Genomic DNA, 24,954 nt, shown 5'->3' on the forward strand with positions numbered 1-24,954 from the left:
CACCCTAACCCTCTCCCAAAGGGAGAGGGAACTTAAATTCACTGCACGTTTCAGGAACCATCGCTCATGACACAGACTTTAAGCCAGCTTGAAAACCGTGGCGCTTTCATTGAACGTCACATTGGGCCGGATGCTCAGCAACAGCAGGAGATGCTGAAGACAGTTGGCGCGGATTCATTAAACGCACTGATCGGCCAGATCGTGCCAAAAGACATCCAGCTTGCTACGCCGCCGCAGGTAGGCGAGTCCACGACGGAGTTCGCCGCGCTGGCGGAGCTGAAGGCCATCGCCGGCCTTAACAAGCGCTATAAGTCTTATATCGGCATGGGCTACACCAACGTGCAGTTACCGCCGGTGATCCTGCGTAATATGCTGGAAAACCCGGGCTGGTATACCGCTTATACCCCGTATCAGCCAGAAGTCTCCCAGGGCCGTCTGGAAGCGCTGCTGAACTTCCAGCAGGTGACGCTGGATCTGACCGGTATGGATATCGCCTCTGCCTCGCTGCTGGACGAAGCCACCGCCGCCGCCGAAGCGATGGCGATGGCGAAGCGCGTGAGCAAGCTGAAAAACGCCAACCGCTTCTTCGTCGCGGCGGACGTGCATCCCCAGACGCTGGACGTGGTGCGCACCCGTGCGGAAACCTTCGGCTTTGAGGTGATTGTCGACGACGCTGAAAAAGTGCTGGATCACCAGGACGTCTTCGGCGTGCTGTTGCAGCAGGTGGGCACCACCGGCGAAGTACACGACTACGGCGCACTGATCGCCGAGCTAAAATCCCGTAAGGTTATTATTAGCGTCGCCGCTGATTTTATGGCACTGGTGCTGCTGACGGCGCCAGGTAAACAGGGCGCGGATATTGTCTTCGGCTCAGCCCAGCGTTTCGGCGTGCCGATGGGCTACGGCGGCCCGCACGCGGCGTTCTTTGGCGCGAAAGATGAATTTAAACGTTCCATGCCAGGCCGTATTATCGGCGTATCGAAAGATGCCGCCGGTAACACCGCGCTGCGCATGGCGATGCAGACCCGCGAGCAGCATATCCGCCGCGAGAAAGCGAACTCCAATATCTGTACCTCGCAGGTACTGCTGGCTAACATTGCCAGCCTGTACGCGGTGTTCCACGGTCCGGCAGGCCTGAAGCGCATTGCCAGCCGCATCCACCGTCTGGCCGATATCCTGGCCTGCGGTCTGCAACAGAAAGGTCTCAGACTGCGTCATGAACACTATTTCGATACCCTGTGCGTCGAGGTGGCAGACAAAGCGGCCGTGCTGGCGCGCGCCGAGGCAGCGCAAATCAACCTGCGCAGCGACATTCACAATGCGGTCGGCATTACGCTGGACGAAAGCACCACCCGTGACGATATCCTGACCCTGTTCAACGTATTGCTGGGTGACGCACACGGTCTGGACGTTGATACGCTCGACAAAGAGGTTGCGCTCGACAGCCGCTCCATTCAGGAAAGCATGCTGCGCGACGACGCGATCCTGACTCACCCGGTGTTCAACCGCTATCACAGCGAAACCGAGATGATGCGTTACATGCACTCTCTGGAACGTAAAGATCTGGCGCTGAACCAGGCGATGATCCCGCTGGGCTCCTGCACCATGAAGCTGAACGCCGCGGCTGAGATGATCCCAATTACCTGGCCTGAATTCTCTGAGCTACACCCGTTCTGCCCGGCTGAGCAGGCGGAAGGTTATCACATGATGATCAACCAGCTCTCCGACTGGCTGGTGAAGCTGACCGGGTACGACGCGCTCTGCATGCAGCCGAACTCCGGTGCGCAGGGTGAATACGCTGGTCTGCTGGCGATCCGTCACTATCACGAAAGCCGCAATGAAGGCCACCGTGATATCTGCCTGATCCCAAGCTCTGCCCACGGTACCAACCCGGCTTCTGCCCAGATGGCAGGAATGGAAGTGGTGGTTGTGGCGTGCGACAAAAACGGCAACATCGATCTGGCCGACCTGCGCGCCAAAGCCGAGCAGGCGGGCGACAAACTCTCCTGCATCATGGTGACCTACCCGTCCACCCACGGCGTGTACGAAGAAACTATCCGTGAAGTGTGTGATGTGGTGCATCAGTTCGGTGGCCAGGTTTACCTCGACGGCGCAAACATGAACGCCCAGGTGGGCATCACCTCTCCGGGCTTTATTGGCGCGGATGTGTCGCACCTGAACCTGCATAAAACGTTCTGCATTCCGCACGGCGGTGGCGGCCCGGGGATGGGTCCTATCGGCGTGAAAGCGCACCTGGCACCGTTTGTGCCGGGCCACAGCGTGGTGCAGATTGAAGGCATGCTGACCCGTCAGGGCGCGGTCTCCGCGGCACCGTTCGGCAGCGCCTCTATCCTGCCAATCAGCTGGATGTACATCCGCATGATGGGCGCGGAAGGGCTGAAGCAGGCCAGCCAGGTGGCGATCCTCAACGCCAACTACATCGCAACGCGTCTGAAGGACGCCTATCCGGTGCTCTATACCGGCCGCGACGGTCGCGTGGCGCACGAATGCATCCTCGATATTCGTCCTCTGAAAGAAGAGACGGGCATCAGCGAGCTGGATATTGCCAAGCGCCTGATCGACTACGGCTTCCACGCGCCAACCATGTCCTTCCCGGTTGCGGGAACGCTGATGGTTGAGCCGACCGAATCTGAAAGCAAGGTGGAGCTGGATCGCTTTATCGACGCCATGCTGGCTATCCGCAGCGAAATCGACCGCGTGAAAGGCGGGGAGTGGACGCTGGAAGATAACCCGCTGGTGAACGCGCCGCATACACAGAACGAACTGGTGGCAGAGTGGAACCACGGTTATACCCGCGAGCTGGCTGTCTTCCCGGCAGGTGTGGCAAACAAATACTGGCCAACCGTGAAACGTCTTGATGATGTTTACGGCGACCGTAACCTGTTCTGCTCCTGCGTACCGATGAGCGAATACCAGTAACGTTGTTCCTGTAGTAACGTAGGCCGGGTAAGGCGAAGCCGCCACCCGGCTTTTTTATTGGGAGAAAAGAATGGCAATTGCACTGGTCACCGGCGCCAGCCGGGGTATTGGTAAAGCCACCGCGCTACAGCTGGCAAGCGAAGGCTACACCGTTGCGGTGAATTTTCATCACAACATCAAAGCCGCGACGGACGTCATTAATCAGATCGTGGACGCGGGTGGTAAAGCCTTTGCCGTGCCCGCGGACATCAGCGATGAAGCGCAGGTGATGGCGATGTTCGACAGCATCGATCGCGAAGGTGAGCCGCTCGCCGCGCTGGTGAACAACGCCGGGATTTTGTTTGAACAATCCACGATCGAAAACCTCTCCGCTGAACGTATTAACCGCGTGCTGGCTACCAACGTCACCGGCTATTTTCTCTGTTGCCGTGAAGCGGTGAAACGCATGTCGCATAAACACGGCGGCAAGGGCGGCGCGATTGTGAATGTCTCCTCGGCGGCATCACGGCTGGGCGCGCCGGGGGAATATGTGGATTATGCCGCCTCAAAAGGGGCGGTGGATTCCCTGACCACCGGCCTCGCGCTGGAGGTGGCGGCGCAGGGCATTCGCGTTAACGGCGTGCGGCCAGGCCTGATTTATACCGATATTCACGCCTCCGGCGGCGAGCCGGGGCGTGTGGATCGGGTGAAGTCGATGTTACCGATGCAGCGTGGCGGTCAGCCGGTGGAGGTCGCCCAGGCCATTGTCTGGCTGCTGAGCGACAAAGCCTCCTATGTCACCGGTAGCTTCCTGGAGCTGGCTGGCGGGAAGTAACGCTACGACGCCAGCCACAGCCGCAGGCGCATTCCCCAGCCGCTGGTCCAGCCGGTGGTGATCGACTTCACTTCACCGTGAGAGATCACCACCAGCGTTGGCGTCACCTTAACATCCCACTTACGCGCCAGTTCTCCGCTGGCGTCGTTGACCGTGGGCATCATCGCCTTCTTCTTCCTCATCCAGGTTTCGAGCGTCGCGTTATCGCCCGAGCGCAGCGCAACCGACATCACGTTACCCCCGTCCGCGGAAAGCGCCGCCACCGACGGCGTGGTGTAGCGGCAGACGCCGCACCATGTCGCCCAGACGTAGACCAGCAGCGGTCGCTCCTTACTCATGGCGATAAGATCGACGGGCTGACCGTCGAGGGTGTGCAGTGCCGTCGCGGAGAAATTCTGCGGCAGCGCGGGCTGGCGGAAATAGTCCACCGCCAGGCTCACGGCTACGCCAATCAGCAGCCACACGCCCAGCTCGCGCAGCAGGCGCGGAAGCTTACTTGCCACGGGCGTTTGCCAGCTGTTCTTTGACCAGCCCCTCCAGGTCGTCATACGGGATTGCGCCCGCCACCATCTGGTCGCCGATAATGGTCGCCGGGGTACCCTGAATATTCAGCACCTGCGCCAGGATGAGGTTCATCTTTAGGCTGTCCATGGTTTTATCATCCGTTTTAATGCTGTCCGTTCCGGTCTTGACCTGCGCGGCGGCGATGCTGGCGTCATCGTGATAGCCCTTTTTCATCATCAGCCGCTGGTGCAGCGCCCAGAATTTATCCGGCGCCTGCTGCCACGTTGAGAGAGCCGCTTTCGCGGCATTTACCGAGCTTTGTCCCTTGAACGGCAGCAGTTTGACGATGAGCTGCACGTCGGGATTTTCCTGCACGATTTTCTCAAGCATTGGGTCGAACTGCTTGCAATACGGGCAGTTGTAGTCCGTGAAGGAGACGATGGTCAGCTTCGGCGATGTCGCGCCGGTTCGCGGGCTGTTGGGGTCGTTAAACAGCAGTTTTGCCAGCTGGTCGCTGGAAGCGTCATCAGAAGGTGCGGCGAAACCGAATGTTGATAACGACAGCAGAAGTAAGGCAACGAAGGCTCTCATGCTATTTTCCTTTTGCATCGGACAGGGTGCTCAGCACCGCTTCGCGGCTTAACAACGCAGGCAGCACGTGGCCCTGCGGTAATCCCGGTCCGTAGATCTGGTTAAACGGTACGGCGGCGCTGCCGCGCGTGGTTAAGAACTGGCTGATGGTATCTGAGGGGCGGCTCCAGTCGCCGCGCAGGGCGACAACGTCCGGGGCGGAGAGCGCATCCTGCACGTCGTCGCGCAGCAGCACGTTGTATTTATTGGCTTTACAGGTCACGCACCAGTCGGCGGTCACGTCGACGAACACCCGTTTGTTCTCCGCCAGCGCGCGGGCAATGGCCTGCTCGCTGAGCGGCTGCCAGTGAATACGATCGCGGCGGGAACCCTCGCCGCCGGAACCGGATACAAACGCGACCGCCCCGGCCACCACTACAGCTAATACCCCGGCGCGCAGTGCCGTTTGCCAGCGGTAGCGCCAGGCGGTGACCAGCAGCAGCGTAAGGATCAGGAACACGCCCAGCGTGATGACGGGCAGGCTGCCAATGTGCACCGTCAGCAGGCTCAGCAGCCACAGCGATGAGCCGAGCATCATCATCCCCAGCACTACGCGTACGACGTTCATCCAGCGTCCCGGACGCGGCAACCGCTGGGCCAGCCCCGGCCAGGCCGCCACCAGCAGCCACGGCAGGCTCATGCCGATACCCATCGCCAGGAAGATCCCCCACAGCAGGGGAAGCGGCGCCGCCAGCGCGACCGAGACCGCCGTACCCAGGAACGGCGCGGTGCAGGGTGTCGCCAGCAGCGTGGCAAACGCGCCTTGCCAGAAATGACCCGCAAGCCCGTTGCCGCCGCGCGTGGCGATGAAGGTGCTGGCGCCGGAAGGGAGACGGATTTCAAACAACCCCAGCAGGCTGGCGCTGAAAAGCACCATCACCAGCGCCATCGCGCCAATAAACCACGGATTCTGGAACTGGATCCCCCAGCCGAGCGCCTGATTGCCTAAGCGTAAAACCGTCATCATCAGCGCCAGCGCGAGGAACGAGATCACGATCCCGGCTACCGACGCAAGAAACTGTCGGCGTACCTGACCCCGCGCCTGCCGTTCGGTTTGCATCAGCGTGCCTAGCTTCATGGCCAGCACGGGCAGTACGCAGGGCATGACGTTAAGGATCAGACCGCCCGCCAGCGCCATCAGCAGCACCCAGCCTAACGAGAGCGTCGGCGCGGCGTTCCCCGGCTGAATGCTCAGGCTGAACTCCTGCGCCTGCCCGCTATCGGCCAGAACCAGCGACAGGGTTTTGCCGCTGAGGTTGGGCGCGGCCTCGCCCCAGTTGTCCGTCACGGGCACGGTGGCGACCAGCGAGTCACCGCGAACGGTGAGGGCCGGTTTGCCGAAATCAACATCATCCATACCGTCGATAAACAGGGACGGTGCCTGCCAGCCTGCGTCACGCTGCGCCGTTACGGTCAGCTTGCCGGGGGCATAGGTGGCGTTAAGCGTTGAGGTCAACCCGCCGCTGAGCGGAAGGGTGCCCATGGCCCGACTGAAATCGTAATCAAAACCGGCGCCTGCGGATGCGGTCATGTTCAGCGAAAACGGGTAGTCGGTAAGAATACAGACGTTGCTACAGGTGGAGAGCGTCAGTACGCCGCTCAGGATCTTCGGGACGTCGCCCCGCAGAGTGATGGGAAAGCTGACATCGCCGTGGTAGCCCTGCGTGGTGATGCCCGCGACGTCGAAACGCTGCGGCACAGGCCAGCGCCAGATCGCCTCGACGGGCTGATGCCATTTAATCGCGGGTGCGACGCCGCCTTCACCCGGCGAGCGCCAGTAGGTTTTCCAGCCTTTTTGCAGGGCGACGTCCAGCAGCAGGCGGGTTTCGCCAGTGCTTTCGGGTTGCGCACGCAGCCTGACGCTGGCGTGCTGATTATCGGCGGCGCGCAGCCAGCCGCTGTCGGCAGCCTGGCTGAGGGGCAGCCATAGCCAAAGCAGGCAGACCAGCAGTCGCCTGAATACAGTAAACATAAATTTTCTCCGTAAATGATGAATTAACCTGAAGTAACAGGCGAAGACTCATTCACGGAAAACGCATAATCGCAGATGCACCCTTAACCGGGGCGGGGAGATAACGCGGGGAGGCCACTGCCGTTCGCGGCGCGGTGGACTGGCTGCCAGCAACGCCAGCAGCAGGGTGACGGCAATCAGGGCGCCTTCAAATAAAACAGGCGGGACCGACATCAGCGACTTGGCGCTAAGCTCACACGGGGTTACCGGTGCGTCGGTACTCTCCTGCCCCTGCTGGACAGACTGGCTCGTGGCGGTGACGTTCATGACAAGCGCGTGCATCCCGGCCATCCGCTGGGCGGTGCATATCAGCACCACCAGGCAGGCCAGGGCTACAAGCAGGATAGCGTTGCGTTGTCGCTTGATCATGTTCGCCTCAAATATTCAGGACGCCTATATTATCGGGCGAACATATTTTGGCAACGCAAAAGCTGTAAAGAAGTGTCTGGAAGATAAGCGGTTTGCCCTCTCCGCTTGCAGAGAGGGCGAGCCATTACAGCGTTTCGCCGTTGCTGGCAATGACGGTTTTATACCACTCGAAGCTCTTCTTACGGGAGCGGGACATGTCACCGGTACCGTCATCGTGCTTGTTGACGTAGATAAAGCCGTAGCGCTTACTGTACTGGCCGGTGGTGAAGGAGACGCAGTCGATGCAGCCCCACGGCGTGTAGCCCATCAGATCCACGCCATCCCAGGTCACCGCCTTCATCATCTCTTCCACGTGGGCGCGCAGGTAGTCGGTGCGATAGTCATCGTTGATGCTGCCGTCCTCTTCCACGGTGTCGTAGGCGCCGAAACCATTTTCCACGATAAACAGCGGCTTCTGATAACGTTCGTACAGTTCACACAGCGAATAGCGCAGGCCTACCGGATCAATCTGCCAGCCCCAGTCGGACGCCTTGACGTGTGGGTTCGGCACGCTGCCCTCGAAGCCGGAAATGGCGTCACCGGTACCGCCTTCCGCTTTGACCGCGTTGGTCATGTAGTAGCTGAAACCTAAGTAATCGCAGGTGCCTTCACGCAGGATCTGCTCGTCGCCCGCTTCCATTTTGATGGAGAAGCCACGGCGCTCCCACTCGTTCAGCACGTAAGACGGGTAGTAGCCGCGCAGCTGCACGTCGGTGAAGACGTAGCGCTCGCGCATGGATTCCTGAGCGAACATGACATCTTCTGGCTTGCAGGAGTATGGATAGAGCGCCACCATCGCCAGCATGCAGCCGACTTTCATTTCCGGGTTAATGCGGCGTGCGGCTTTCACCGCCAGCGCGCTGGCCACGAACTGGTGGTGCAGCACCTGGTACATGGTCTCTTCCGGGTTGTCGTGCTCGGTATAGACCACGCCAGAGCAGCAGTAGCCGAACAGCGGCGCACGCCAGTTGCGCTGGTTGTTGATTTCGTTGAAGGTCATCCAGTATTTGACCTTATTTTTGTAGCGCTCAAATACCACTTCCGAGAAGCGCACAAAGAAATCGACCACTTTACGGTTGGTCCATCCGCCATATTCCTGAACGAGGTGCAGCGGCATTTCAAAGTGGGAAAGGGTGATCACCGGCTCGATGTTGTACTTCAGCAGTTCATCGAACATGTCGTCGTAAAACTTCAGCCCCTCTTCGTTTGGCTGAGTTTCGTCGCCTTTCGGGAAGATGCGCGTCCAGGCGATGGAGGTACGGAAACATTTGAAGCCCATCTCGGCAAACAGCCTGATGTCTTCTTTGTAATGGCCGTAGAAGTCGACGGCTTCGTGGTTGGGGTAATATTTGCCTTCAATCACTTCCTGCGTGATTTCTCGCGGAACGCCGTGTGCGCCGCCGGTGAGCACGTCGCAGATGCTTGGCCCTTTGCCGCCTTTGTTCCAGCCGCCTTCAACCTGGTGCGCCGCTACCGCGCCGCCCCATAAAAAATCTTTCGGTAAGGTGAGTTTTTTCATCTTTGCTATTCTCAATTCAGGACTTATTGATTTCGAGTCTAGCAAAGCGGAATTAAATGTCACGATATAACATTTTGCGGAAATTGTAATTTGTCACATCAAAAAAACAGGATGTTTTATTCTGTTAATTTCTTCGCCAGTTTCCGGCCTAATGATTCCAGAATATAGATGACGGGAATTTGCGTGGTGATATCGTAAACGCCGCCAATGCGCGTTTGCGGTACGTGCCAGGAGAGGTTAAAGTCCGCCAGCTTTGCGAGACGTGAATGTTCGTGGCTGGTGACTGAGAGCACCTTGCAGTGGTGCAGGCTGAACTGGCTGGCGAAGCGCAGGATCTCCTCGGTCTCGCCGGAGACGGAGAGTACAATGGCCAGCGCATTTTTAGCCATGTCGTTAGTGACCGGGAAATAAGGATCGTCGATATGGTTACTGAATTTCCCGATATTTGAAAAGAAACGTGCGCCATATTTTGCCAGCGATCCGGAGGTGCCCGCACCGACAAAAATAATTCGTTCAGATGATAAAATAATATCGACCGCGTTATCTAATAGCGCATCAAACTCTTCGTTATTTACGCTTTTAAAGAAGCTGATGATTTCACTGGCACCAAAATTCGCCTGCTGCGGCTCGTTCTGCTCCAGATAGAGTTTAAAGCGCACCCGAAATTCCGAGTAACCATCGCAGTTGAGCTTGCGGCAGAAGCGCAGGATAGTGGTAGTGGAAACGCCCGCCGCATCCGCCAGCTCGCGGATGGTCATGTACATCACTTTATCGCGGTTCTTAATGACATAGTTGTAGACCATCATTTCCAGATTGTTGAGGCTGGCAATGGCGGAATGGCTGAACATACTCACAATGGCTAAACTCGCTGTCGGACACTATTCCTGAAGCATACCATGATGACGAAGGGCGGGAGACGGATTTATCTCCTTGATTACTTAGATGTTAATGAAATCATTTACACCTGTGCGGTGGATTGTTTTTACATTATGCTGATTTATAAGGATAAATCTTGAATGTGGATTTATTTTAGCTAACAGGTGTTCACTGGAATCATTCTCAGTTAGCATAGACTGGCGATGAATAATCATCTTTTGTTTTCCCGGAGTTAAGTATGGTGAGCAGACCATTAATCGCACAGGGATATTCGCTGGCTGAGGAAGTAGCCAACAGTATAAGCCACGGCATTGGCCTGGTTTTTGGGATTGTCGGCTTAGTGTTATTGCTGGTACAGGCAGTGGATACCAACGCCAGCGCGATGGCCATTACCAGCTACAGTCTGTATGGCGGGAGTATGATCCTGCTTTTCCTGGCCTCAACGCTGTATCACGCTATTCCGCATCAACGGGCGAAGATATGGCTCAAGAAATTTGACCACTGCGCTATCTATCTTCTTATTGCGGGTACCTATACGCCGTTTTTGCTGGTGGGGCTCAACTCACCGCTGTCGCGTGGCCTGATGATTGTGATCTGGAGCCTGGCGCTGCTGGGGATCCTGTTTAAGCTGACTATTGCGCACCGGTTTAAAGTGTTGTCGCTGGTTACCTATCTGACAATGGGCTGGCTGTCGCTGATTGTGGTGTATCAGTTAGCCATTAAGCTGGCGGTGGGGGGCGTGACGCTTCTGGCGGTGGGCGGGGTGGTCTACTCGCTGGGCGTTATTTTCTACGTCTGCAAGCGTATTCCGTACAACCATGCCATCTGGCACGGCTTTGTGCTGGGCGGCAGCGTGTGCCACTTCCTGGCAATTTATCTGTATGTTGGGCAGGTGTAGTTTTTTTGTAAGGTGCGGTCTGATGCCCTCACCCCGACCCTCTCCCACAGGGAGAGGGAGAATATCAACACCGTAGGCCCGGTAAGCGCAGCGCCACCGGGCGATACAGCATCAATCTTCCAGAGAATACGGTAGCGGCTCAATGCTGAGCGTGTTTGCATCATCCCGCACGCGGAACACGCTGTCGGGCTCCATATCATTATTCATGACAACCTGCACCAGCAGGCGGCCATCATCGAGCTGGACGGCGGCTAACACGGTGCCGGTACGGCGCCAGTTTTCGCCCATCTTCATCTCAAGATCTTCACCCGCTTCCGGCACACGGCTGGCGTGACCAGCCAGCGTCCACAGGGCGCGTTTGTTCGCGCCGCGGAATTTCGCACGCGCCACCATTTCCTGACCGGTGTAGCAGCCCTTCTTAAAGCTGATACCACCCAGCGCCTGGATGTTTGTCGCCTGCGGGATAAACTGCGCGCTGTTTGCCGCGTCAATCACCGGCAGGCCCGCTTCGATGTTCAGCGCCAGCCACTGCTGGCTGTTGTTGAGCTGTGCTTCACCGCGCAGGGCGTCAGTGACGCGTTCCGCCGTTGCTTCGTCGGTTACCAGCAGGAAGCGCTCCGCCGGGTGTTCGAACCACAGAATGGAGGTCGCTCCCTCGCTGACCAGCTGTTTTTCAGCATCCGGCAGCTCGGCAAACAGGTTTTTCAGCGCTGCACGCGCCTGGAAACCCGCGACCCCCAGCAGAACGTGTTCATCGTCCGGGGCGATGGTGACTTTAGAAAAGACCGCGTATTTTTTCAGCTCTTTAAGCTGGGCGTCACGCAGGCTGCGGCGCTCAATAAAGGCGAATCCGTCCTGACGGCGGAACAGACGCAGGTTGCTCCACATTTTGCCTTTTGGATCGCAATGCGCGGCCAGCAGATGCTGGTGCTCAGTCAACTGCGCCACGTCCGCCGTGACCTGGCCTTGCAGGTATTTTTCACTGTCCGCACCAGTCAGTGTCGCCAGTGCCCAGTCATCAAGAGTAATCAGCGTCAGCGGCAGACGCGCAGAGGCGGCGGGCTGGCGAGGAGAAAATGGTGTAAATGCCATAGTGATGTCCTGAATTGCTTAACGCTTTGATAATACCTAATGGTAAAAGAGACTGTATTCAATGCAAGCGCTTTCAGCAGGCCATTCGTGCCATTACGCGGTTATGCGTGGCGCTACGCAAAATAGTGTAATCCGCTGTCTTTATAAGGATTATTCAGGGAGCCTGCTCGAGGTTCGCAATATTCCAGTAAAGAAACGGTCAAAAACACGTTACACTAGCAGGTGTTCCCGGAGAGCAATAATGAATACCAAACGGGATACCGACTGTGCCAAACGTAATGCAGGAAACAGAACATGGATATTAACAACAAGGCCCGTATTCACTGGGCGTGCCGTCGCGGCATGCGTGAACTTGATATCTCCATCATGCCTTTCTTCGAGTATGAGTACGACAGCTTAAGCGATGACGATAAGCGCCTGTTTGTCCGTCTGCTTGAGTCTGACGATCCGGATTTATTCAACTGGCTGATGAATCACGGCAAGCCCGCCGACACCGAGTTGCAACGGATGGTGCAATTAATTCAAACACGGAATCAGGAACGTGGTCCTGTGGCAATCTGATCTTCGCGTCTCATGGCGCTCACAGTGGATGTCCTTACTGCTCCACGGTCTGGTGGCAGCACTGGTGTTATTGGTGCCGTGGCCGCTTAGCTATACCCCTCTGTGGTTGCTATTGCTGTCGTTTGTGGTGTTTGACAGCGTGCGCAGCCAGCGTCGAATCAACGCCCGTCAGGGTGAAATTAAGCTGCTGATGGATTCTCGCCTGCGCTGGCAGGGAAAAGAGTGGGAGATGATGGGCGCGCCGTGGATGCTTAACACCGGGATGATGCTACGGCTGCGTCGGGTCGAGGATAACCGTCGCCAGCACCTGTGGCTGGCCGCAGACAGTATGGATCCCGCGGAGTGGCGAGATCTGCGCCGGTTGATCGTGCAACAGCCGACGCAGGAGTAAATCAGCTGAATTGCTCGGCCATCTCACCCAGAATCTGCTCGCACCAGCTCTGGAGGCGCTCGTCGCTAAGATCGTACTGGTTGGTTTCATCCAGCGCGAGCCCGACAAACAGCTGACCGTCGGCAATAATCGGTTTTTGACTGGTGAACTCATAGCCTTCCGTAGGCCAGTAGCCGATAAAGGTCGCGCCCTTTGGCGCCAGTTTGTCGTGCAGCATGCCGAGTGCATCAAGGAACCACTCCCCGTAGCCCAGCTGGTCGCCCATGCCGTACATCGCAATGATTTTGCCTTCAAAATTAACTGAATCGAGCTGATCCCAGATGGCTTCCCAGTCTTCCTGAATCTCACCAAAGTCCCAGGTAGGGATACCCAGAATCAGCACATCGTACTGCTCCATCAAGGCAACCGCGTCATCTTTCAGGTTATGCAACGTCACCAGTTCCGGGCCAATGATGTCACGAATTTTCTCCGCCGCCATTTCGGTGTAGCAGGTGCTGGAACCATAGAACAGACCAATATTCATCGCGTAACTATCTCAATTCTTGCTATGACTTGCGCGTAGTGTACCAGAAACCGATGGCAATCAGGCATAATGGCCAGATTGCAGAACCAAAGGGGCTGATGTGGAAAAGGATCTCGCACTCATCGAACAGTTTCTCGACGCGCTGTGGCTGGAGAAAAACCTCGCTGAAAATACGCTCAGCGCCTATCGTCGGGATCTCACGCTGCTGGTCGAGTGGCTGGCGCATCGGGGGCTGACGCTTGAAAGCGCGCAAAGCGATGACCTGCAAGGGTTACTGGCTGAGCGGATGGAAGGGGGGTACAAAGCCACCAGCTCCGCACGTCTGCTGAGCGCCATGCGCCGCCTGTTCCAGCACCTGTACCGCGAGAAGATCCGCGCGGATGACCCCAGCGCACTGCTGGCATCGCCTAAACTGCCTCAGCGGCTGCCAAAAGATCTCAGCGAAGCACAAGTTGAGAGATTATTACAGTCGCCCGCAGTTGACCTTCCGCTGGAGTTACGCGATAAAGCCATGCTTGAACTATTGTATGCCACGGGCTTGCGCGTTTCCGAGCTGGTGGGCCTGACGATGAGCGATATCAGCCTGCGTCAGGGCGTGGTGCGCGTTATCGGTAAAGGGAACAAAGAACGGCTGGTGCCGCTGGGTGAAGAGGCGGTCTACTGGCTGGAGACGTATCTGGAACACGGGCGTCCATGGCTGCTGAACGGCGTCTCCATAGATGTATTGTTCCCGAGCCAGCGCGCGCAGCAGATGACGCGACAAACGTTCTGGCATCGCATTAAACATTACGCCACACTGGCGGGTATTGACAGTGAGAAGCTGTCGCCGCACGTTTTGCGTCACGCCTTCGCGACGCATCTGTTAAACCACGGCGCTGATTTACGCGTGGTGCAGATGTTGCTTGGACACAGCGATCTTTCAACGACGCAAATATACACCCATGTCGCGACGGAACGCCTGCGGCAGCTACACCAACAGCACCACCCTCGCGCGTGAGTGCCGACGAATTGTTACAGGAACAAATATGAAAAAGTCTTTAGCGCTGTTCACCCTGCTGGCAGCTTCGGTTTCCGGTTTTGCCCATGCGGACGATGCCGCCATTAAACAGTCTCTGACGAAACTCGGCGTCGCCAGCAGCGAGATCCAGCCAGCGCCAGTGGCTGGCATGAAAACGGTGCTGACCAACAGCGGCGTGCTGTACGTGACCGAAGACGGCAAGCACATCATTCAGGGGCCTATGTACGACGTGAGCGGCGCGCAGCCGGTGAACGTCACCAACCAGCTGCTGATGAAAAACCTGAACGCGCTCGAAAAAGAGATGATTGTCTACAAAGCGGCGCAGGAAAAGCACGTTATTACTGTCTTCACCGACATCACCTGCGGCTACTGCCACAAGCTGCATGAAGAGATGAAAGACTACAACGCGCTGGGCATTACCGTGCGTTATCTGGCTTTCCCACGCGCCGGCGTGCAGAGCCAGCCTGAGCAGGATATGAAAGCGATCTGGTGTGCGAAAGACCGCAACAAGGCCTTTGATGACGCGATGAACGGCAAAGGCGTGAAGCCCGCGTCCTGCGATATCGACATCGCTAACCACTACGCGCTGGGCGTACAGTTTGGCGTGAGCGGTACGCCAGCCATTGTGCTGAGTAACGGCTACGTGGTGCCGGGCTACCAGGGGCCAAAAGAGATGAAAGCGTTCCTCGACGAGCACCAGAAACAGATGGGTGGTAAATAATTCGCGTGAAAGCCCCGATAAAACTGCGCCGCCGCGATGCGGGTGAAACCGCGGATTTACCAGACACGCTTCCGCTGCTGTTAAAGCGGCTGTACGCCAGCCGTGGCGTGCGTACGGCAAGCGATCTTGAGCGCAGCGTCAAAGGCATGCTGCCCTGGCAAGCGCTGAGTGGCATCGAAAAAGCGACTGAAATGCTCTACGACGCGTTCCGGGAAGGCACGCGGATTGTCGTGGTGGGCGATTTCGATGCCGACGGCGCAACCAGTACCGCGCTGAGCGTGCTCAGCCTGCGTGCGCTGGGCTGCGATAATGTGACTTACCTGGTGCCGAACCGGTTTGAAGACGGCTACGGCCTCAGCCCGGAAGTGGTCGATCAGGCCCACGCCCGTGGCGCACAGATGATCATGACCGTGGATAACGGGATCTCTTCTCATGCGGGGGTCGATCATGCCCATGCGCTGGGGATCCCGGTACTGGTCACCGATCACCACCTGCCAGGCGAAACTCTGCCTGCCGCCGAAGCCATCATTAACCCGAACCTGCGCGACTGCGATTTCCCGTCGAAATCGCTGGCCGGAGTAGGGGTGGCGTTTTATCTGATGCTGGCGTTACGCACGCTGCTGCGAGATAAGGGCTGGTTCGAATCGCGCGGGATTGCCGTGCCGAACCTCGCGGAGTATCTCGATCTGGTGGCGCTGGGAACCGTGGCGGACGTGGTGCCGCTCGATACCAATAACCGTATTCTCACCTGGCAGGGCTTAAGCCGCATTCGGGCAGGTAAATGCCGTCCGGGGATTAAGGCGCTGCTGGAAATTGCCAACCGCGATCCGCTGAAGCTTGCGGCAAGCGATTTAGGCTTTGCCCTCGGCCCGCGCCTGAACGCGGCGGGGCGGCTGGATGATATGTCGGTTGGCGTTGCGCTGCTGCTGTGCGACAACATCGGCGAAGCGCGCGTGCTGGCCAGTGAGCTGGACGCACTCAACCAGACCCGTAAAGAGATTGAGCAGGGCATGCAGGCCGAAGCGCTGACCCTGTGCGAAAAGCTGGAGCGCAGCGGCGATACCCTGCCGGGCGGGCTGGCGATGTATCACCCCGAATGGCACCAGGGCGTGGTGGGCATTCTGGCGTCGCGCATTAAAGAGCGTTTCCACCGCCCGGTGATCGCGTTCGCCCCCGCCGGGGACGGCACGCTGAAAGGCTCCGGTCGTTCCATTCAGGGTCTGCATATGCGCGATGCGCTGGAGCGTCTGGATACGCTGCATCCGAACCTGATGATTAAGTTCGGCGGTCACGCGATGGCGGCAGGCCTGTCGCTGGAAGAGGCGAAGTTCGACGAATTCCAGCGTCTGTTTGGCGAACTGGTCACCGAGTGGATCGATCCGGCTCTGTTGCAGGGTGAAGTGGTTTCTGACGGTGAGCTTTCACCGGCTGAAATGACCATGGAGGTGGCGCAGATGCTGCGCGATGCCGGCCCGTGGGGGCAGATGTTCCCGGAGCCGCTTTTCGACGGACGTTTTCGTTTGCTGCAACAGCGCATCGTGGGCGAACGCCATCTCAAAGTGATGGTGGAACCGGTCGGCGGCGGACCGCTGCTCGACGGCATCGCCTTTAACGTTGATACCTCCATTTGGCCGGACAACGGCGTGCGCGAGGTTGAGCTGGCCTATAAGCTGGATATTAACGAGTTCCGCGGTAACCGCTCCCTTCAGATCATCATCGACAATATCTGGCCAATTTAGCGTCAGTAATCTCTATAAAAAAGGGCGTGGATTCGGTACAATCCCGCTCTTATCACCGCATTTTGACAAGCTCATAAAAGAAAACAGACCATGTTTGAAATTAATCCGGTAAAAAACCGCATTCAGGACCTCACGGAGCGCTCTGACGTTCTTAGGGGGTATCTTTGACTACGATGCCAAGAAAGAGCGTCTCGAAGAAGTAAACGCCGAGCTGGAACAGCCGGATGTCTGGAACGAACCTGAGCGCGCTCAGGCGCTGGGTAAAGAGCGTTCCTCCCTCGAAGCCATCGTAGATACGCTGGATCAAATGGCGCAGGGTCTGGAAGATGTTTCTGGGCTGCTGGAGCTGGCTGTCGAAGCCGACGACGAAGAAACCTTTAACGAAGCCGTGGCAGAGCTCGACGTGCTGGAAGAGAAGCTGGCGCAGCTGGAATTCCGTCGCATGTTCTCCGGCGAATACGATAGCGCTGACTGCTATCTCGATATTCAGGCAGGTTCTGGCGGTACCGAAGCGCAGGACTGGGCGAGCATGCTGATGCGCATGTACCTGCGCTGGGCGGAAGCGCGCGGTTTCAAAACCGAGATTATCGAAGAGTCCGAAGGTGAAGTGGCGGGTATCAAATCCGTCACCATCAAGATTATTGGCGATTACGCCTACGGCTGGCTGCGTACTGAAACCGGCGTTCACCGCCTGGTGCGTAAGAGCCCGTTCGATTCCGGCGGCCGTCGTCACACCTCCTTCAGCTCCGCGTTTGTCTACCCGGAAGTGGATGAAGATATCGATATCGACATCAACCCGGCGGACCTGCGTATCGACGTTTACCGCGCATCCGGCGCGGGTGGTCAGCACGTTAACCGTACGGAATCTGCGGTGCGTATTACCCACATTCCAACCGGGCTGGTAACACAGTGCCAGAACGACCGTTCCCAGCATAAGAACAAAGACCAGGCCATGAAGCAGATGAAAGCGAAGCTTTATGAGCTGGAGATGCAGAAGAAAAATGCTGAGAAGCAGGCGATGGAAGACAACAAGTCCGATATCGGCTGGGGCAGCCAGATCCGTTCTTACGTCCTTGATGACTCCCGCATCAAAGACCTGCGTACCGGGGTTGAAACCCGCAACACGCAGGCGGTGCTGGACGGCAGCCTGGACCAATTTATCGAAGCAAGTTTGAAAGCAGGGTTATGAGGAACCAACATGTCTGAACAACAAGCACAGGGCGCTGACGCGGTAGTCGATCTTAACAACGAACTGAAAACCCGCCGCGAGAAGCTGGCAGCGCTGCGCGAGCAGGGCGTGCCGTTCCCGAACGATTTTCGTCGTGACCACACCTCAGACCAACTGCACGCAGACTTCGACGGTAAAGAGAACGAAGAGCTGGAAGCGCTGAACGTTGAAGTGTCCGTGGCGGGCCGCATGATGACCCGTCGTATCATGGGTAAAGCGTCCTTCGTGACCTTACAGGACGTTGGCGGCCGCATTCAGCTGTACGTCTCTCGTGACGACCTGCCGGAAGGCATCTACAACGAGCAGTTCAAAAAGTGGGACCTCGGCGATATCCTGGGCGCTAAAGGTAAACTGTTCAAAACCAAGACCGGTGAACTGTCTATCCACTGCACCGAACTGCGTCTGCTGACCAAAGCCCTGCGCCCGCTGCCGGACAAGTTCCACGGTTTGCAGGATCAGGAAGCGCGCTATCGTCAGCGTTACCTGGATCTCATCTCTAACGATGAATCCCGTAAGACCTTCAAAATTCGCTCCCAGATCATGGCCGGTATTCGCCAGTTCATGGTTAACCGCGACTTTATGGAAGTAGAAACCCCGATGATGCAGGTGATCCCAGGCGGTGCCTCCGCCCGTCCGTTCATCACCCATCACAACGCCCTGGACCTGGACATGTACCTGCGTATCGCGCCGGAACTGTATCTGAAGCGTCTGGTGGTCGGCGGTTTCGACCGTGTGTTTGAGATCAACCGTAACTTCCGTAACGAAGGTATCTCCGTACGTCATAACCCAGAGTTCACCATGATGGAACTCTATATGGCGTATGCGGATTACAAAGATCTGATCGAGCTGACCGAATCCCTGTTCCGCACCCTGGCGCAGGACATTCTGGGCACCACCCAGGTGCCTTACGGTGAAGAGGTGTTCGACTTCGGCAAGCCGTTCGAAAAACTGACCATGCGCGAAGCGATCAAGAAATACCGTCCGGAAACCAACATGGCGGATCTGGATAACTTCGACTCTGCGAAAGCGATCGCTGAAAGCATCGGTATTAAGGTTGAGAAGAGCTGGGGTCTGGGCCGTATCGTGACCGAGATCTTCGAAGAAGTGGCCGAAGCGCATCTGATTCAGCCGACCTTCATCACCGAATACCCAGCGGAGGTGTCTCCCCTGGCGCGTCGTAATGACGAGAACCCGGAAATCACTGACCGCTTCGAATTCTTCATCGGTGGCCGCGAAATCGGTAACGGTTTTAGCGAGCTGAACGATGCAGAAGATCAGGCGCAGCGCTTCCAGGATCAGGTTAACGCGAAAGCGGCAGGCGACGACGAAGCGATGTTCTTCGACGAAGACTACGTGACCGCGCTGGAGCACGGCCTGCCGCCGACGGCTGGCCTGGGTATCGGTATCGACCGTATGGTGATGCTGTTCACCAACAGCCACACCATCCGCGACGTGATCCTGTTCCCGGCGATGCGTCCGGTGAAATAAGCCTTTAAGACGTAAAAAAAGCCCCGTGCGTTTATCGCCGGGGCTTTTTTATTGCGCCGCGAAGGCGCTGAGTTTTTCACGCGCGGTGTTCGCTTCCTGCACCATCCACGGGCTAAATGCCCACGGTGTGGCGTCCAGCGCGCGGAATAGCGCGTCCAGCTCCACCCACTGATACTCCATTACTTCATCGTCATTGATTGCGAGGGTATTCGTTACGCGGGCGGCATAGACCGGGCAGATTTCGTTTTCAATGATCCCTGACGGGTCGGCTTCACGGTAGCGGAACTCCGGGGCAATGGGGGTGATGTCTGTGATTTCGGCGCCGACTTCAAAGCGACAGCGGCGGATAATCGCCTGCTCTGTCGCTTCGTCGGCCTGTGGATGACCGCAAACGGAGTTGGTCCATACGCCGGGCCAGGCTTTTTTACTTAATGCGCGCCGGGTGATCAGACATTCTCCATTAGCGTTAAACAGCCATGAAGAGAAGGCCAGGTGTAGCGGGGTGTGTGACGTGTGCGCGGCGTACTTCTCCTGAGTGCCAATCACCTTTCCCTGGTCATTTACCAAAATAACGTGTTCTTGAATACTCATTGATGCTCCAGTGCCAAAATGCTTAATGGTTCAGCACCATCAGCGGAATTATTATACTGCATTCTTATGCGAACGGTTTGGCCCACAGAGCGGAAAAGGGCATGACCGGCATCAGTTTGGGCTGCTATCATAGTGCGCCATTCACGCTGACCGAGGAGCTGTTTTGTTTGCAGGAAGCCTGACGAGAAACCCGATCATTGCCGTTTTCTGCCTGACGCTGACGCTACTTGTAGCAGGATGCTCGGGGAGTAAATCTTCGGATATGGGCAGTTATTCCGGTGCAGTCTATACCGTTAAGCGCGGGGACACGCTCTACCGCATCTCACGCGCCACGGGAACCAGCGTGAAGGAGCTGGCGCGCCTGAATAATATCTCTCCACCGTATACTATTGAGGTAGGGCAGAAGCTCAAGGTTAACGGCGGTTCCTCCTCAGGGAAAAAGTCCTCAACGCGTAAAACAGCCAAAGTCACGCCATCCTATCAGGTGCCTAAATCATCCTGGCCGCCGGTCGGTCAGCGCTGCTGGATCTGGCCTGCAAGCGGAAAAGTGGTTGCGCCGTACTCGCTCTCGGAAGGTGGCAATAAAGGTATTGATATCGCTGCCGCACGCGGCACACCGGTTTACGCTTCAGGGGCCGGGAAGGTGGTCTATGTCGGTAACCAGCTTCGTGGATACGGTAACCTGATCATGATTAAGCATGGTGAGGACTACATTACGGCGTATGCGCATAACGACACGATGTTGGTCAATAACGGGCAGAACGTGAAGGCGGGGCAGAAGATTGCGACCATGGGCAGTACCGGGACGGATACGGTTAAGCTGCACTTCCAGATCCGCTATAAGGCCACGGCCATCGATCCGCAGCGTTATCTTCCGGCGCAGGGCAGTAAGCCGAAGTGTTAAGTGATTATTTAATCGCCACTTAGTGGGGTAAAGGCTTGTATGAAGAGGCGTAAGGTCTATAATGCCTTACGCACCTCAAAGCGGGCGTAGTTCAATGGTAGAACGAGAGCTTCCCAAGCTCTATACGAGGGTTCGATTCCCTTCGCCCGCTCCAGACTTCTCCCCTTGTGGCAAAACTTCGATAAATCTCGCTTTTCATTCAACAAGTTACATAACATAAGTTGTCGCGATCGTTCTATCATTGAACGACAAAGTACCAACAAGAGGTACACTGTTAGTTGTCACGGATAGTTACTATGGAAGTAAGAGTATAACTATTCGACGGCGGCAGTTCCAACCTAACACCACGATAGCACAACGTGAACGCAAAGCCTGATCCGGGCATTGATTCTCATAACCTTACAGTGAAGCGCATTTTTTGCCGATGCTCCCACATGCCACACGTCGAGATGACATTGCAGGGAATAAACAGGTTTTATGGCGGTGTTCGTACCTAAAAACGATATGCAGGCTCTGCCAGCGGTTCGGCCTCGCTCCTTCGGATACATGGTCATCCTGATAAACTTCACTGTCTGACATAACCCCTGCTGAAGTCGCCTAACGGCTCCGCACGTTGTCTTACCACCAACGGGCTTATTGGCCTTAATTGCCTTGATTTGAGTATGGTATCATGGGAGGAAAATCTTAAAAGAAGGGTGGTTTATGGGCTGGTCTTCGTTGGTTAGGATAACCATTGGCATATTTCTGTTAGCTGGATTGTCGTCTTCTGCATACGCAAAGAACTGTAAGAAAGGGATTCCATGCGGTAATTCATGCATTGCGGTTGGAAAAACGTGCCGGATTGGATCAAGCTCCGCATCTACATATAAAAATTATTCCTACTCTTACCCGTCATCTTCTTTTCATAGTTCAACCACGAAATCTTCTTCACATTCCCCATCAGCTAAGGGTGGCGGAAAAAACACGGCGTCAACTGCGAAAACTTATCTCTGTCAGTATGCTATTGCTGCGGTACAGAATGGGAGAATAGGCGCATTGCGTGTGCTGGGTAAGGCTGAGGTAACGTTGTATGTTGATAGCTTCAAAGCAAACCGTCTGGACGGTACATACCTGCTCACGCCAAAGCTGAAAACTAAGGGGATATTGATGATGGCAGATGATAAAAGCAAAGTTTATGCTTATGATCCGTCGCTGAAGAACTTTGCAATTAGTGACCGCATCGCTAGAAGCACTGAACAATGGGATCGTTGTGAATTGGTGCAAAATAAATAAGCCAATACTGCTGATTAATTATGGTTTCAGGTAATGTGGGGCCTGGCTTCTTTACGGTTGAATACCTCAATCAACTAGTTTTTCCGATGAATCCTCTGTATTGAATGTTTCGCATAGGGATAACGCTGAACGCTGGTTACCCAGGTGAACAGGTTGATACGTGCAAAGTGTTTTTCCGTTCTGCGTCCGCTCCTCCTCTGCTAAACGACGAATCACCCACGGCATAACACGCTAAGTTGCACATTTTCTGCACCCTGGATACCCTGAGATTAATCCTAATAACTCAAGGGTGAGTATGGCTACCGGGAAGAGAAAGAACCAAAAGGAATCACCTGAAGAAGAGTTAGATCGCTTGCTGGATGAGCTTGAACTCACAGAGGAGCAACGGGAGTTTATCGAATCCATGCGGGAGGATAAGGGCGATCCCAGTAATGAATAACGCTTGCCTTCAGCCGAACGAATACGAATGGCCGCGTAACGGCATTGTAAAGATTTCTTCTCCTCACGAGGGCTTTCCGTCAGCGTCGATGGCTCAGCGTACCGTGCCAGAAATTGTCCTGAAATGATGCGGTATTCAGACCGGATCGGACTACTATTCATTATGATTTATCAATGCATTATACCCTGACCATGTGCATGTAAAATCGCGGAGCCGGGAGAGTTGACGGCAATGTAAAAGAAATCATGAGGAAAGAAATATGGCTGCTACAAACGGTATGATTGATACTGATGACGCTGTAATTTTACTCATCGACCATCAGAGTGGCTTATTTAACACGGTACGTGATGTGCCTGTACCAGACCTTCGTAATTATGTGACAGCGATAGCCAAAGTTGCCACGCTTTTAAATATCCCGGTGATCACCACGGCCTCTGTTCCTGACGGTCCCAATGGCCCGCTCATCCCGGAAATTCACAAATATGCACCCCATGCCGTGTATGTTCCACGCACCGGGCAGATTAATACCTGGGATAATCCGGCGTTTGTGAAGGAAGTGGAAAAGACGGGCAGAAAGACCCTGATTATTGCCGGCACGCTCACCAGCGTCTGCATGGCGTTCCCTGCGGTTAGCGCTGTCCAGGAGGGGTATAAGGTTTACTGTGTTGTGGATGCCTCGGGGAACTGGTCCAAAATCGCGACCGATACCACCATCGCGCGCGTGGCTCAGGCGGGGGCGATCCCTACCGATACGTTTGCCATTGTCGCTGAATTAATGAGAACCTGGAACCGCGCGGAAGGTTCTCGCTTTGCTGAGATCCTGGCAGAGCATGTCTGTCCGGAATATAAGTGCCTGATTGAAAGTTTCGGCAAAGCTCAGGAAATTGCCAGAACGGGCCCGGAAACCAATCTGGAGCATTATAAGTAAGGCCGGATAAACCTGAACAAAATTCCTGGATTTTATCGTCCTGTACCTGAGCGTATTACAGGTGCAGGACGTAGCGGCGTCGTATTCCGGACGTCGCTGAATTGTCAGAGATATTAAGAGGGGCTGAACCACGCATAATTTAAAATTAAACCCTCTTCCTTTTTACGTCATCAGGCGCCCCTGTTATATCTGTCGGCAAATTTTTTATTTCCCGGATCGCAGATGAAAACACGACTCCTCCTGTGCGCGGGCTTATTTGCCGCCTCCAGTGCCCATGCCAGCGCCCTCTATTTTTATGAAGCCGGCACCGAAGATACCGCGCTTGCCGGAGCAGGGCAGGCGGCTCGTGCGCAGGACGCCTCGACAATCATGACCAACCCTGCTGGCATGACGCGCCTGCCGGATCATATGGTCACCGGTGGGTTACAGGTTATGGATGGCTCCATCGACAACCAGCTGGATAACCATGCCCATCAAAGCCCCGGCGACGTGATGAAAACCATCCCGAATGCCAGCGCCTTTTATAGCCAGAAGATAAACGATGATCTTTATGCCGGGATCGGGCTTTACGGTAATTACGGTCTGGGGATCGATTACGGTAGCTGGGCGGGCGACAGGCTGATTAAAAAGAGCACCCTGGTTGCAATGACGCTCAGTCCGTCACTGGCATACAAGCTCAACGACCGACTCTCAATAGGGGCGTCCGCCAACGTTAATTACGGTTATTTCTCGCTGACCCGCAACGTTAATGATAATGACTATCGGCAGCATGATGAGGACTGGGCCATGAGCTATCGGCTTGGGCTACTCATGCAACTGACCGACCAGACGCGAGCCGGTATTACATGGAACAGCGAGACGAACTATCGCTACTCTGTTAACGGCAAAGCTCGAGTACAGAATGGTGCCTACGACCTCCCGGTGTCGGCACAAATCAGCGCGCCGCAGCAAATCATGCTCAGTCTTGTGCATGATATTAACCCTCGGTGGTCGGTTATGGGCGATCTCGGCTGGCAGGACTGGAGCCAGTTCGGTGCCCCGCAAATCGTCGTTGGGGATCGGCAACTGAACAACGTCAGCCGCCTGAAGGATACGTGGCACGGCGCGGTGGGCGTGCAGTATCGTCCAACACCTCAGTGGCGACTGAATATCGGTGTGGCGTTCGACAGCTCGCCGTATGAGAGTCAGAGTGATGTGGCCTTAACTTTACCCACCGGGGATGAGTGGCGATTTGGCACGGGAGCCCAGTATCAGATCACCCCGGCCAGCAATATTGGTATTGCCGTGTCGTATCTTCATATGCAGTCGTCGCATGTGAAATCCCCGACGGCGTTTGCCGGAAGTTACGATCATCCTTATCTTTGGTTTGCCAGCGTCAACTACAGCTATCAGTTTTGATCGGCTAACCGCTTAAAATATATGGTCTATAATGGCAGATATTGAATGTCAGAAGGTTGTA

The 24,954-nt window shown here is 55.9% G+C and carries 24 protein-coding genes and 1 tRNA gene; 16 read left to right on the forward strand and 9 right to left on the reverse strand.

Features of this window, described 5'->3' with window-relative positions:
• Nucleotides 1-66: 66 nt before the first annotated feature.
• Together gcvP and ACOTX5_RS01805 are read left to right on the forward strand one after the other, a co-directional pair.
• A complete protein-coding gene (gene gcvP, locus ACOTX5_RS01800) occupies nucleotides 67-2,940 on the forward strand; it encodes an aminomethyl-transferring glycine dehydrogenase (RefSeq protein WP_039269830.1) in 2,874 nt (957 codons plus the stop codon).
• 70 nt (nucleotides 2,941-3,010) lie between these two features.
• Complete coding sequence (locus tag ACOTX5_RS01805; RefSeq protein WP_045910763.1) at nucleotides 3,011-3,754, forward strand: SDR family oxidoreductase; 744 nt, start codon at nucleotides 3,011-3,013, stop codon at nucleotides 3,752-3,754.
• A 2-nt stretch (nucleotides 3,755-3,756) separates the two neighbouring features.
• Here the strand turns inward: ACOTX5_RS01805 and ACOTX5_RS01810 are convergent, their stop codons facing one another.
• The 6 genes from ACOTX5_RS01810 to ACOTX5_RS01835 all read right to left on the reverse strand — a co-directional run bounded on the left by ACOTX5_RS01810 (nucleotide 3,757) and on the right by ACOTX5_RS01835 (nucleotide 9,674).
• Nucleotides 3,757-4,257 carry a protein disulfide oxidoreductase gene (locus ACOTX5_RS01810; protein WP_045910762.1) on the reverse strand — a complete coding sequence of 167 codons (501 nt, stop codon included), beginning with the start codon at nucleotides 4,255-4,257 and terminating at the stop codon, nucleotides 3,757-3,759.
• The gene (locus tag ACOTX5_RS01815; RefSeq protein ID WP_039269832.1) at nucleotides 4,247-4,849 is read right to left on the reverse strand and encodes a DsbA family protein; all 603 of its coding nucleotides are present in this window, start codon (nucleotides 4,847-4,849) and stop codon (nucleotides 4,247-4,249) included. Before ACOTX5_RS01815 ends, ACOTX5_RS01810 begins: the two co-directional genes overlap by 11 nt.
• Nucleotide 4,850: 1 nt before the next feature.
• The gene (locus ACOTX5_RS01820; protein WP_045910761.1) at nucleotides 4,851-6,860 is read right to left on the reverse strand and encodes a protein-disulfide reductase DsbD family protein; all 2,010 of its coding nucleotides are present in this window, start codon (nucleotides 6,858-6,860) and stop codon (nucleotides 4,851-4,853) included.
• Between the two features lie 48 nt (nucleotides 6,861-6,908).
• Complete coding sequence (locus ACOTX5_RS01825; RefSeq protein WP_003863427.1) at nucleotides 6,909-7,268, reverse strand: hypothetical protein; 360 nt, start codon at nucleotides 7,266-7,268, stop codon at nucleotides 6,909-6,911.
• A gap of 124 nt (nucleotides 7,269-7,392) precedes the next feature.
• The gene (locus ACOTX5_RS01830) at nucleotides 7,393-8,826 is read right to left on the reverse strand and encodes a 6-phospho-beta-glucosidase (RefSeq protein WP_045910760.1); all 1,434 of its coding nucleotides are present in this window, start codon (nucleotides 8,824-8,826) and stop codon (nucleotides 7,393-7,395) included.
• Between the two features lie 116 nt (nucleotides 8,827-8,942).
• Nucleotides 8,943-9,674: a MurR/RpiR family transcriptional regulator gene (locus tag ACOTX5_RS01835; RefSeq protein WP_015571796.1), complete on the reverse strand. Its 732-nt coding sequence runs from the start codon at nucleotides 9,672-9,674 to the stop codon at nucleotides 8,943-8,945.
• Nucleotides 9,675-9,940: 266 nt separating this feature from the next.
• Between ACOTX5_RS01835 and trhA the strand changes: the two genes are divergently transcribed.
• Nucleotides 9,941-10,600: a PAQR family membrane homeostasis protein TrhA gene (trhA, locus tag ACOTX5_RS01840; protein WP_003863433.1), complete on the forward strand. Its 660-nt coding sequence runs from the start codon at nucleotides 9,941-9,943 to the stop codon at nucleotides 10,598-10,600.
• Nucleotides 10,601-10,711: 111 nt separating this feature from the next.
• On the opposite strand, the gene ygfZ is transcribed toward trhA, so the two are convergent.
• Nucleotides 10,712-11,692: a tRNA-modifying protein YgfZ gene (gene ygfZ / locus ACOTX5_RS01845; protein ID WP_022649306.1), complete on the reverse strand. Its 981-nt coding sequence runs from the start codon at nucleotides 11,690-11,692 to the stop codon at nucleotides 10,712-10,714.
• Nucleotides 11,693-11,986: 294 nt separating this feature from the next.
• On the opposite strand from ygfZ, the gene sdhE reads away from it, so the two are divergent.
• Both sdhE and ACOTX5_RS01855 read left to right on the forward strand, forming a co-directional pair.
• On the forward strand, nucleotides 11,987-12,253 hold the full coding sequence (gene sdhE / locus ACOTX5_RS01850; RefSeq protein ID WP_003863437.1) for an FAD assembly factor SdhE: 267 nt from the start codon (nucleotides 11,987-11,989) through the stop codon (nucleotides 12,251-12,253).
• Complete coding sequence (locus ACOTX5_RS01855; protein ID WP_023295382.1) at nucleotides 12,234-12,644, forward strand: protein YgfX; 411 nt, start codon at nucleotides 12,234-12,236, stop codon at nucleotides 12,642-12,644. Before sdhE ends, ACOTX5_RS01855 begins: the two co-directional genes overlap by 20 nt.
• A 1-nt stretch (nucleotide 12,645) precedes the next feature.
• Here ACOTX5_RS01855 and fldB read toward each other — a convergent pair whose 3' ends face one another.
• The gene (gene fldB, locus ACOTX5_RS01860) at nucleotides 12,646-13,167 is read right to left on the reverse strand and encodes a flavodoxin FldB (RefSeq protein WP_015571793.1); all 522 of its coding nucleotides are present in this window, start codon (nucleotides 13,165-13,167) and stop codon (nucleotides 12,646-12,648) included.
• A 100-nt stretch (nucleotides 13,168-13,267) separates the two neighbouring features.
• On the opposite strand from fldB, the gene xerD reads away from it, so the two are divergent.
• The 5 genes from xerD to lysS all read left to right on the forward strand — a co-directional run bounded on the left by xerD (nucleotide 13,268) and on the right by lysS (nucleotide 19,361).
• A complete protein-coding gene (xerD, locus tag ACOTX5_RS01865; RefSeq protein WP_003863442.1) occupies nucleotides 13,268-14,164 on the forward strand; it encodes a site-specific tyrosine recombinase XerD in 897 nt (298 codons plus the stop codon).
• Between the two features lie 28 nt (nucleotides 14,165-14,192).
• Nucleotides 14,193-14,906, forward strand: coding sequence for a bifunctional protein-disulfide isomerase/oxidoreductase DsbC (gene dsbC / locus ACOTX5_RS01870; protein WP_003863443.1), 714 nt, complete (start codon nucleotides 14,193-14,195; stop codon nucleotides 14,904-14,906).
• A gap of 5 nt (nucleotides 14,907-14,911) precedes the next feature.
• On the forward strand, nucleotides 14,912-16,645 hold the full coding sequence (recJ, locus tag ACOTX5_RS01875; protein ID WP_017382886.1) for a single-stranded-DNA-specific exonuclease RecJ: 1,734 nt from the start codon (nucleotides 14,912-14,914) through the stop codon (nucleotides 16,643-16,645).
• A gap of 90 nt (nucleotides 16,646-16,735) precedes the next feature.
• A protein-coding gene (gene prfB, locus ACOTX5_RS01880; protein WP_096147815.1) for a peptide chain release factor 2 occupies nucleotides 16,736-17,834 on the forward strand; the annotation gives its coding sequence in 2 pieces (ribosomal slippage) (nucleotides 16,736-16,810 and nucleotides 16,812-17,834; 1,098 coding nt in all).
• Nucleotides 17,835-17,843: 9 nt separating this feature from the next.
• On the forward strand, nucleotides 17,844-19,361 hold the full coding sequence (gene lysS / locus ACOTX5_RS01885) for a lysine--tRNA ligase (RefSeq protein ID WP_003863452.1): 1,518 nt from the start codon (nucleotides 17,844-17,846) through the stop codon (nucleotides 19,359-19,361).
• A gap of 48 nt (nucleotides 19,362-19,409) precedes the next feature.
• Here the strand turns inward: lysS and idi are convergent, their stop codons facing one another.
• Nucleotides 19,410-19,952 carry an isopentenyl-diphosphate Delta-isomerase gene (gene idi / locus ACOTX5_RS01890; RefSeq protein WP_047727300.1) on the reverse strand — a complete coding sequence of 181 codons (543 nt, stop codon included), beginning with the start codon at nucleotides 19,950-19,952 and terminating at the stop codon, nucleotides 19,410-19,412.
• A 163-nt stretch (nucleotides 19,953-20,115) separates the two neighbouring features.
• Here idi and actS point away from each other — a divergent pair, with 163 nt between their 5' ends.
• From actS to ACOTX5_RS01920, 6 genes are all read left to right on the forward strand, one after another.
• Nucleotides 20,116-20,856 carry an amidase activator ActS gene (gene actS / locus ACOTX5_RS01895; RefSeq protein ID WP_022651807.1) on the forward strand — a complete coding sequence of 247 codons (741 nt, stop codon included), beginning with the start codon at nucleotides 20,116-20,118 and terminating at the stop codon, nucleotides 20,854-20,856.
• Nucleotides 20,857-20,936: 80 nt separating this feature from the next.
• A tRNA-Gly gene (locus ACOTX5_RS01900) sits at nucleotides 20,937-21,010 on the forward strand.
• 548 nt (nucleotides 21,011-21,558) lie between these two features.
• Complete coding sequence (locus tag ACOTX5_RS01905) at nucleotides 21,559-22,128, forward strand: hypothetical protein (protein ID WP_080340097.1); 570 nt, start codon at nucleotides 21,559-21,561, stop codon at nucleotides 22,126-22,128.
• Between the two features lie 295 nt (nucleotides 22,129-22,423).
• Nucleotides 22,424-22,567, forward strand: a complete 144-nt coding sequence (locus tag ACOTX5_RS01910; protein ID WP_017382882.1) for a hypothetical protein — start codon at nucleotides 22,424-22,426, stop codon at nucleotides 22,565-22,567.
• 259 nt (nucleotides 22,568-22,826) lie between these two features.
• Complete coding sequence (locus ACOTX5_RS01915) at nucleotides 22,827-23,495, forward strand: isochorismatase family protein (protein WP_023295377.1); 669 nt, start codon at nucleotides 22,827-22,829, stop codon at nucleotides 23,493-23,495.
• 222 nt (nucleotides 23,496-23,717) lie between these two features.
• Nucleotides 23,718-24,893, forward strand: a complete 1,176-nt coding sequence (locus tag ACOTX5_RS01920) for an OmpP1/FadL family transporter (RefSeq protein ID WP_045910758.1) — start codon at nucleotides 23,718-23,720, stop codon at nucleotides 24,891-24,893.
• Nucleotides 24,894-24,954: the final 61 nt, after the last annotated feature.

The sequence above is a fragment of the Enterobacter cloacae complex sp. IR5441 genome (assembly GCF_049238215.1).
Classification (GTDB): domain Bacteria; phylum Pseudomonadota; class Gammaproteobacteria; order Enterobacterales; family Enterobacteriaceae; genus Enterobacter; species Enterobacter hormaechei_C.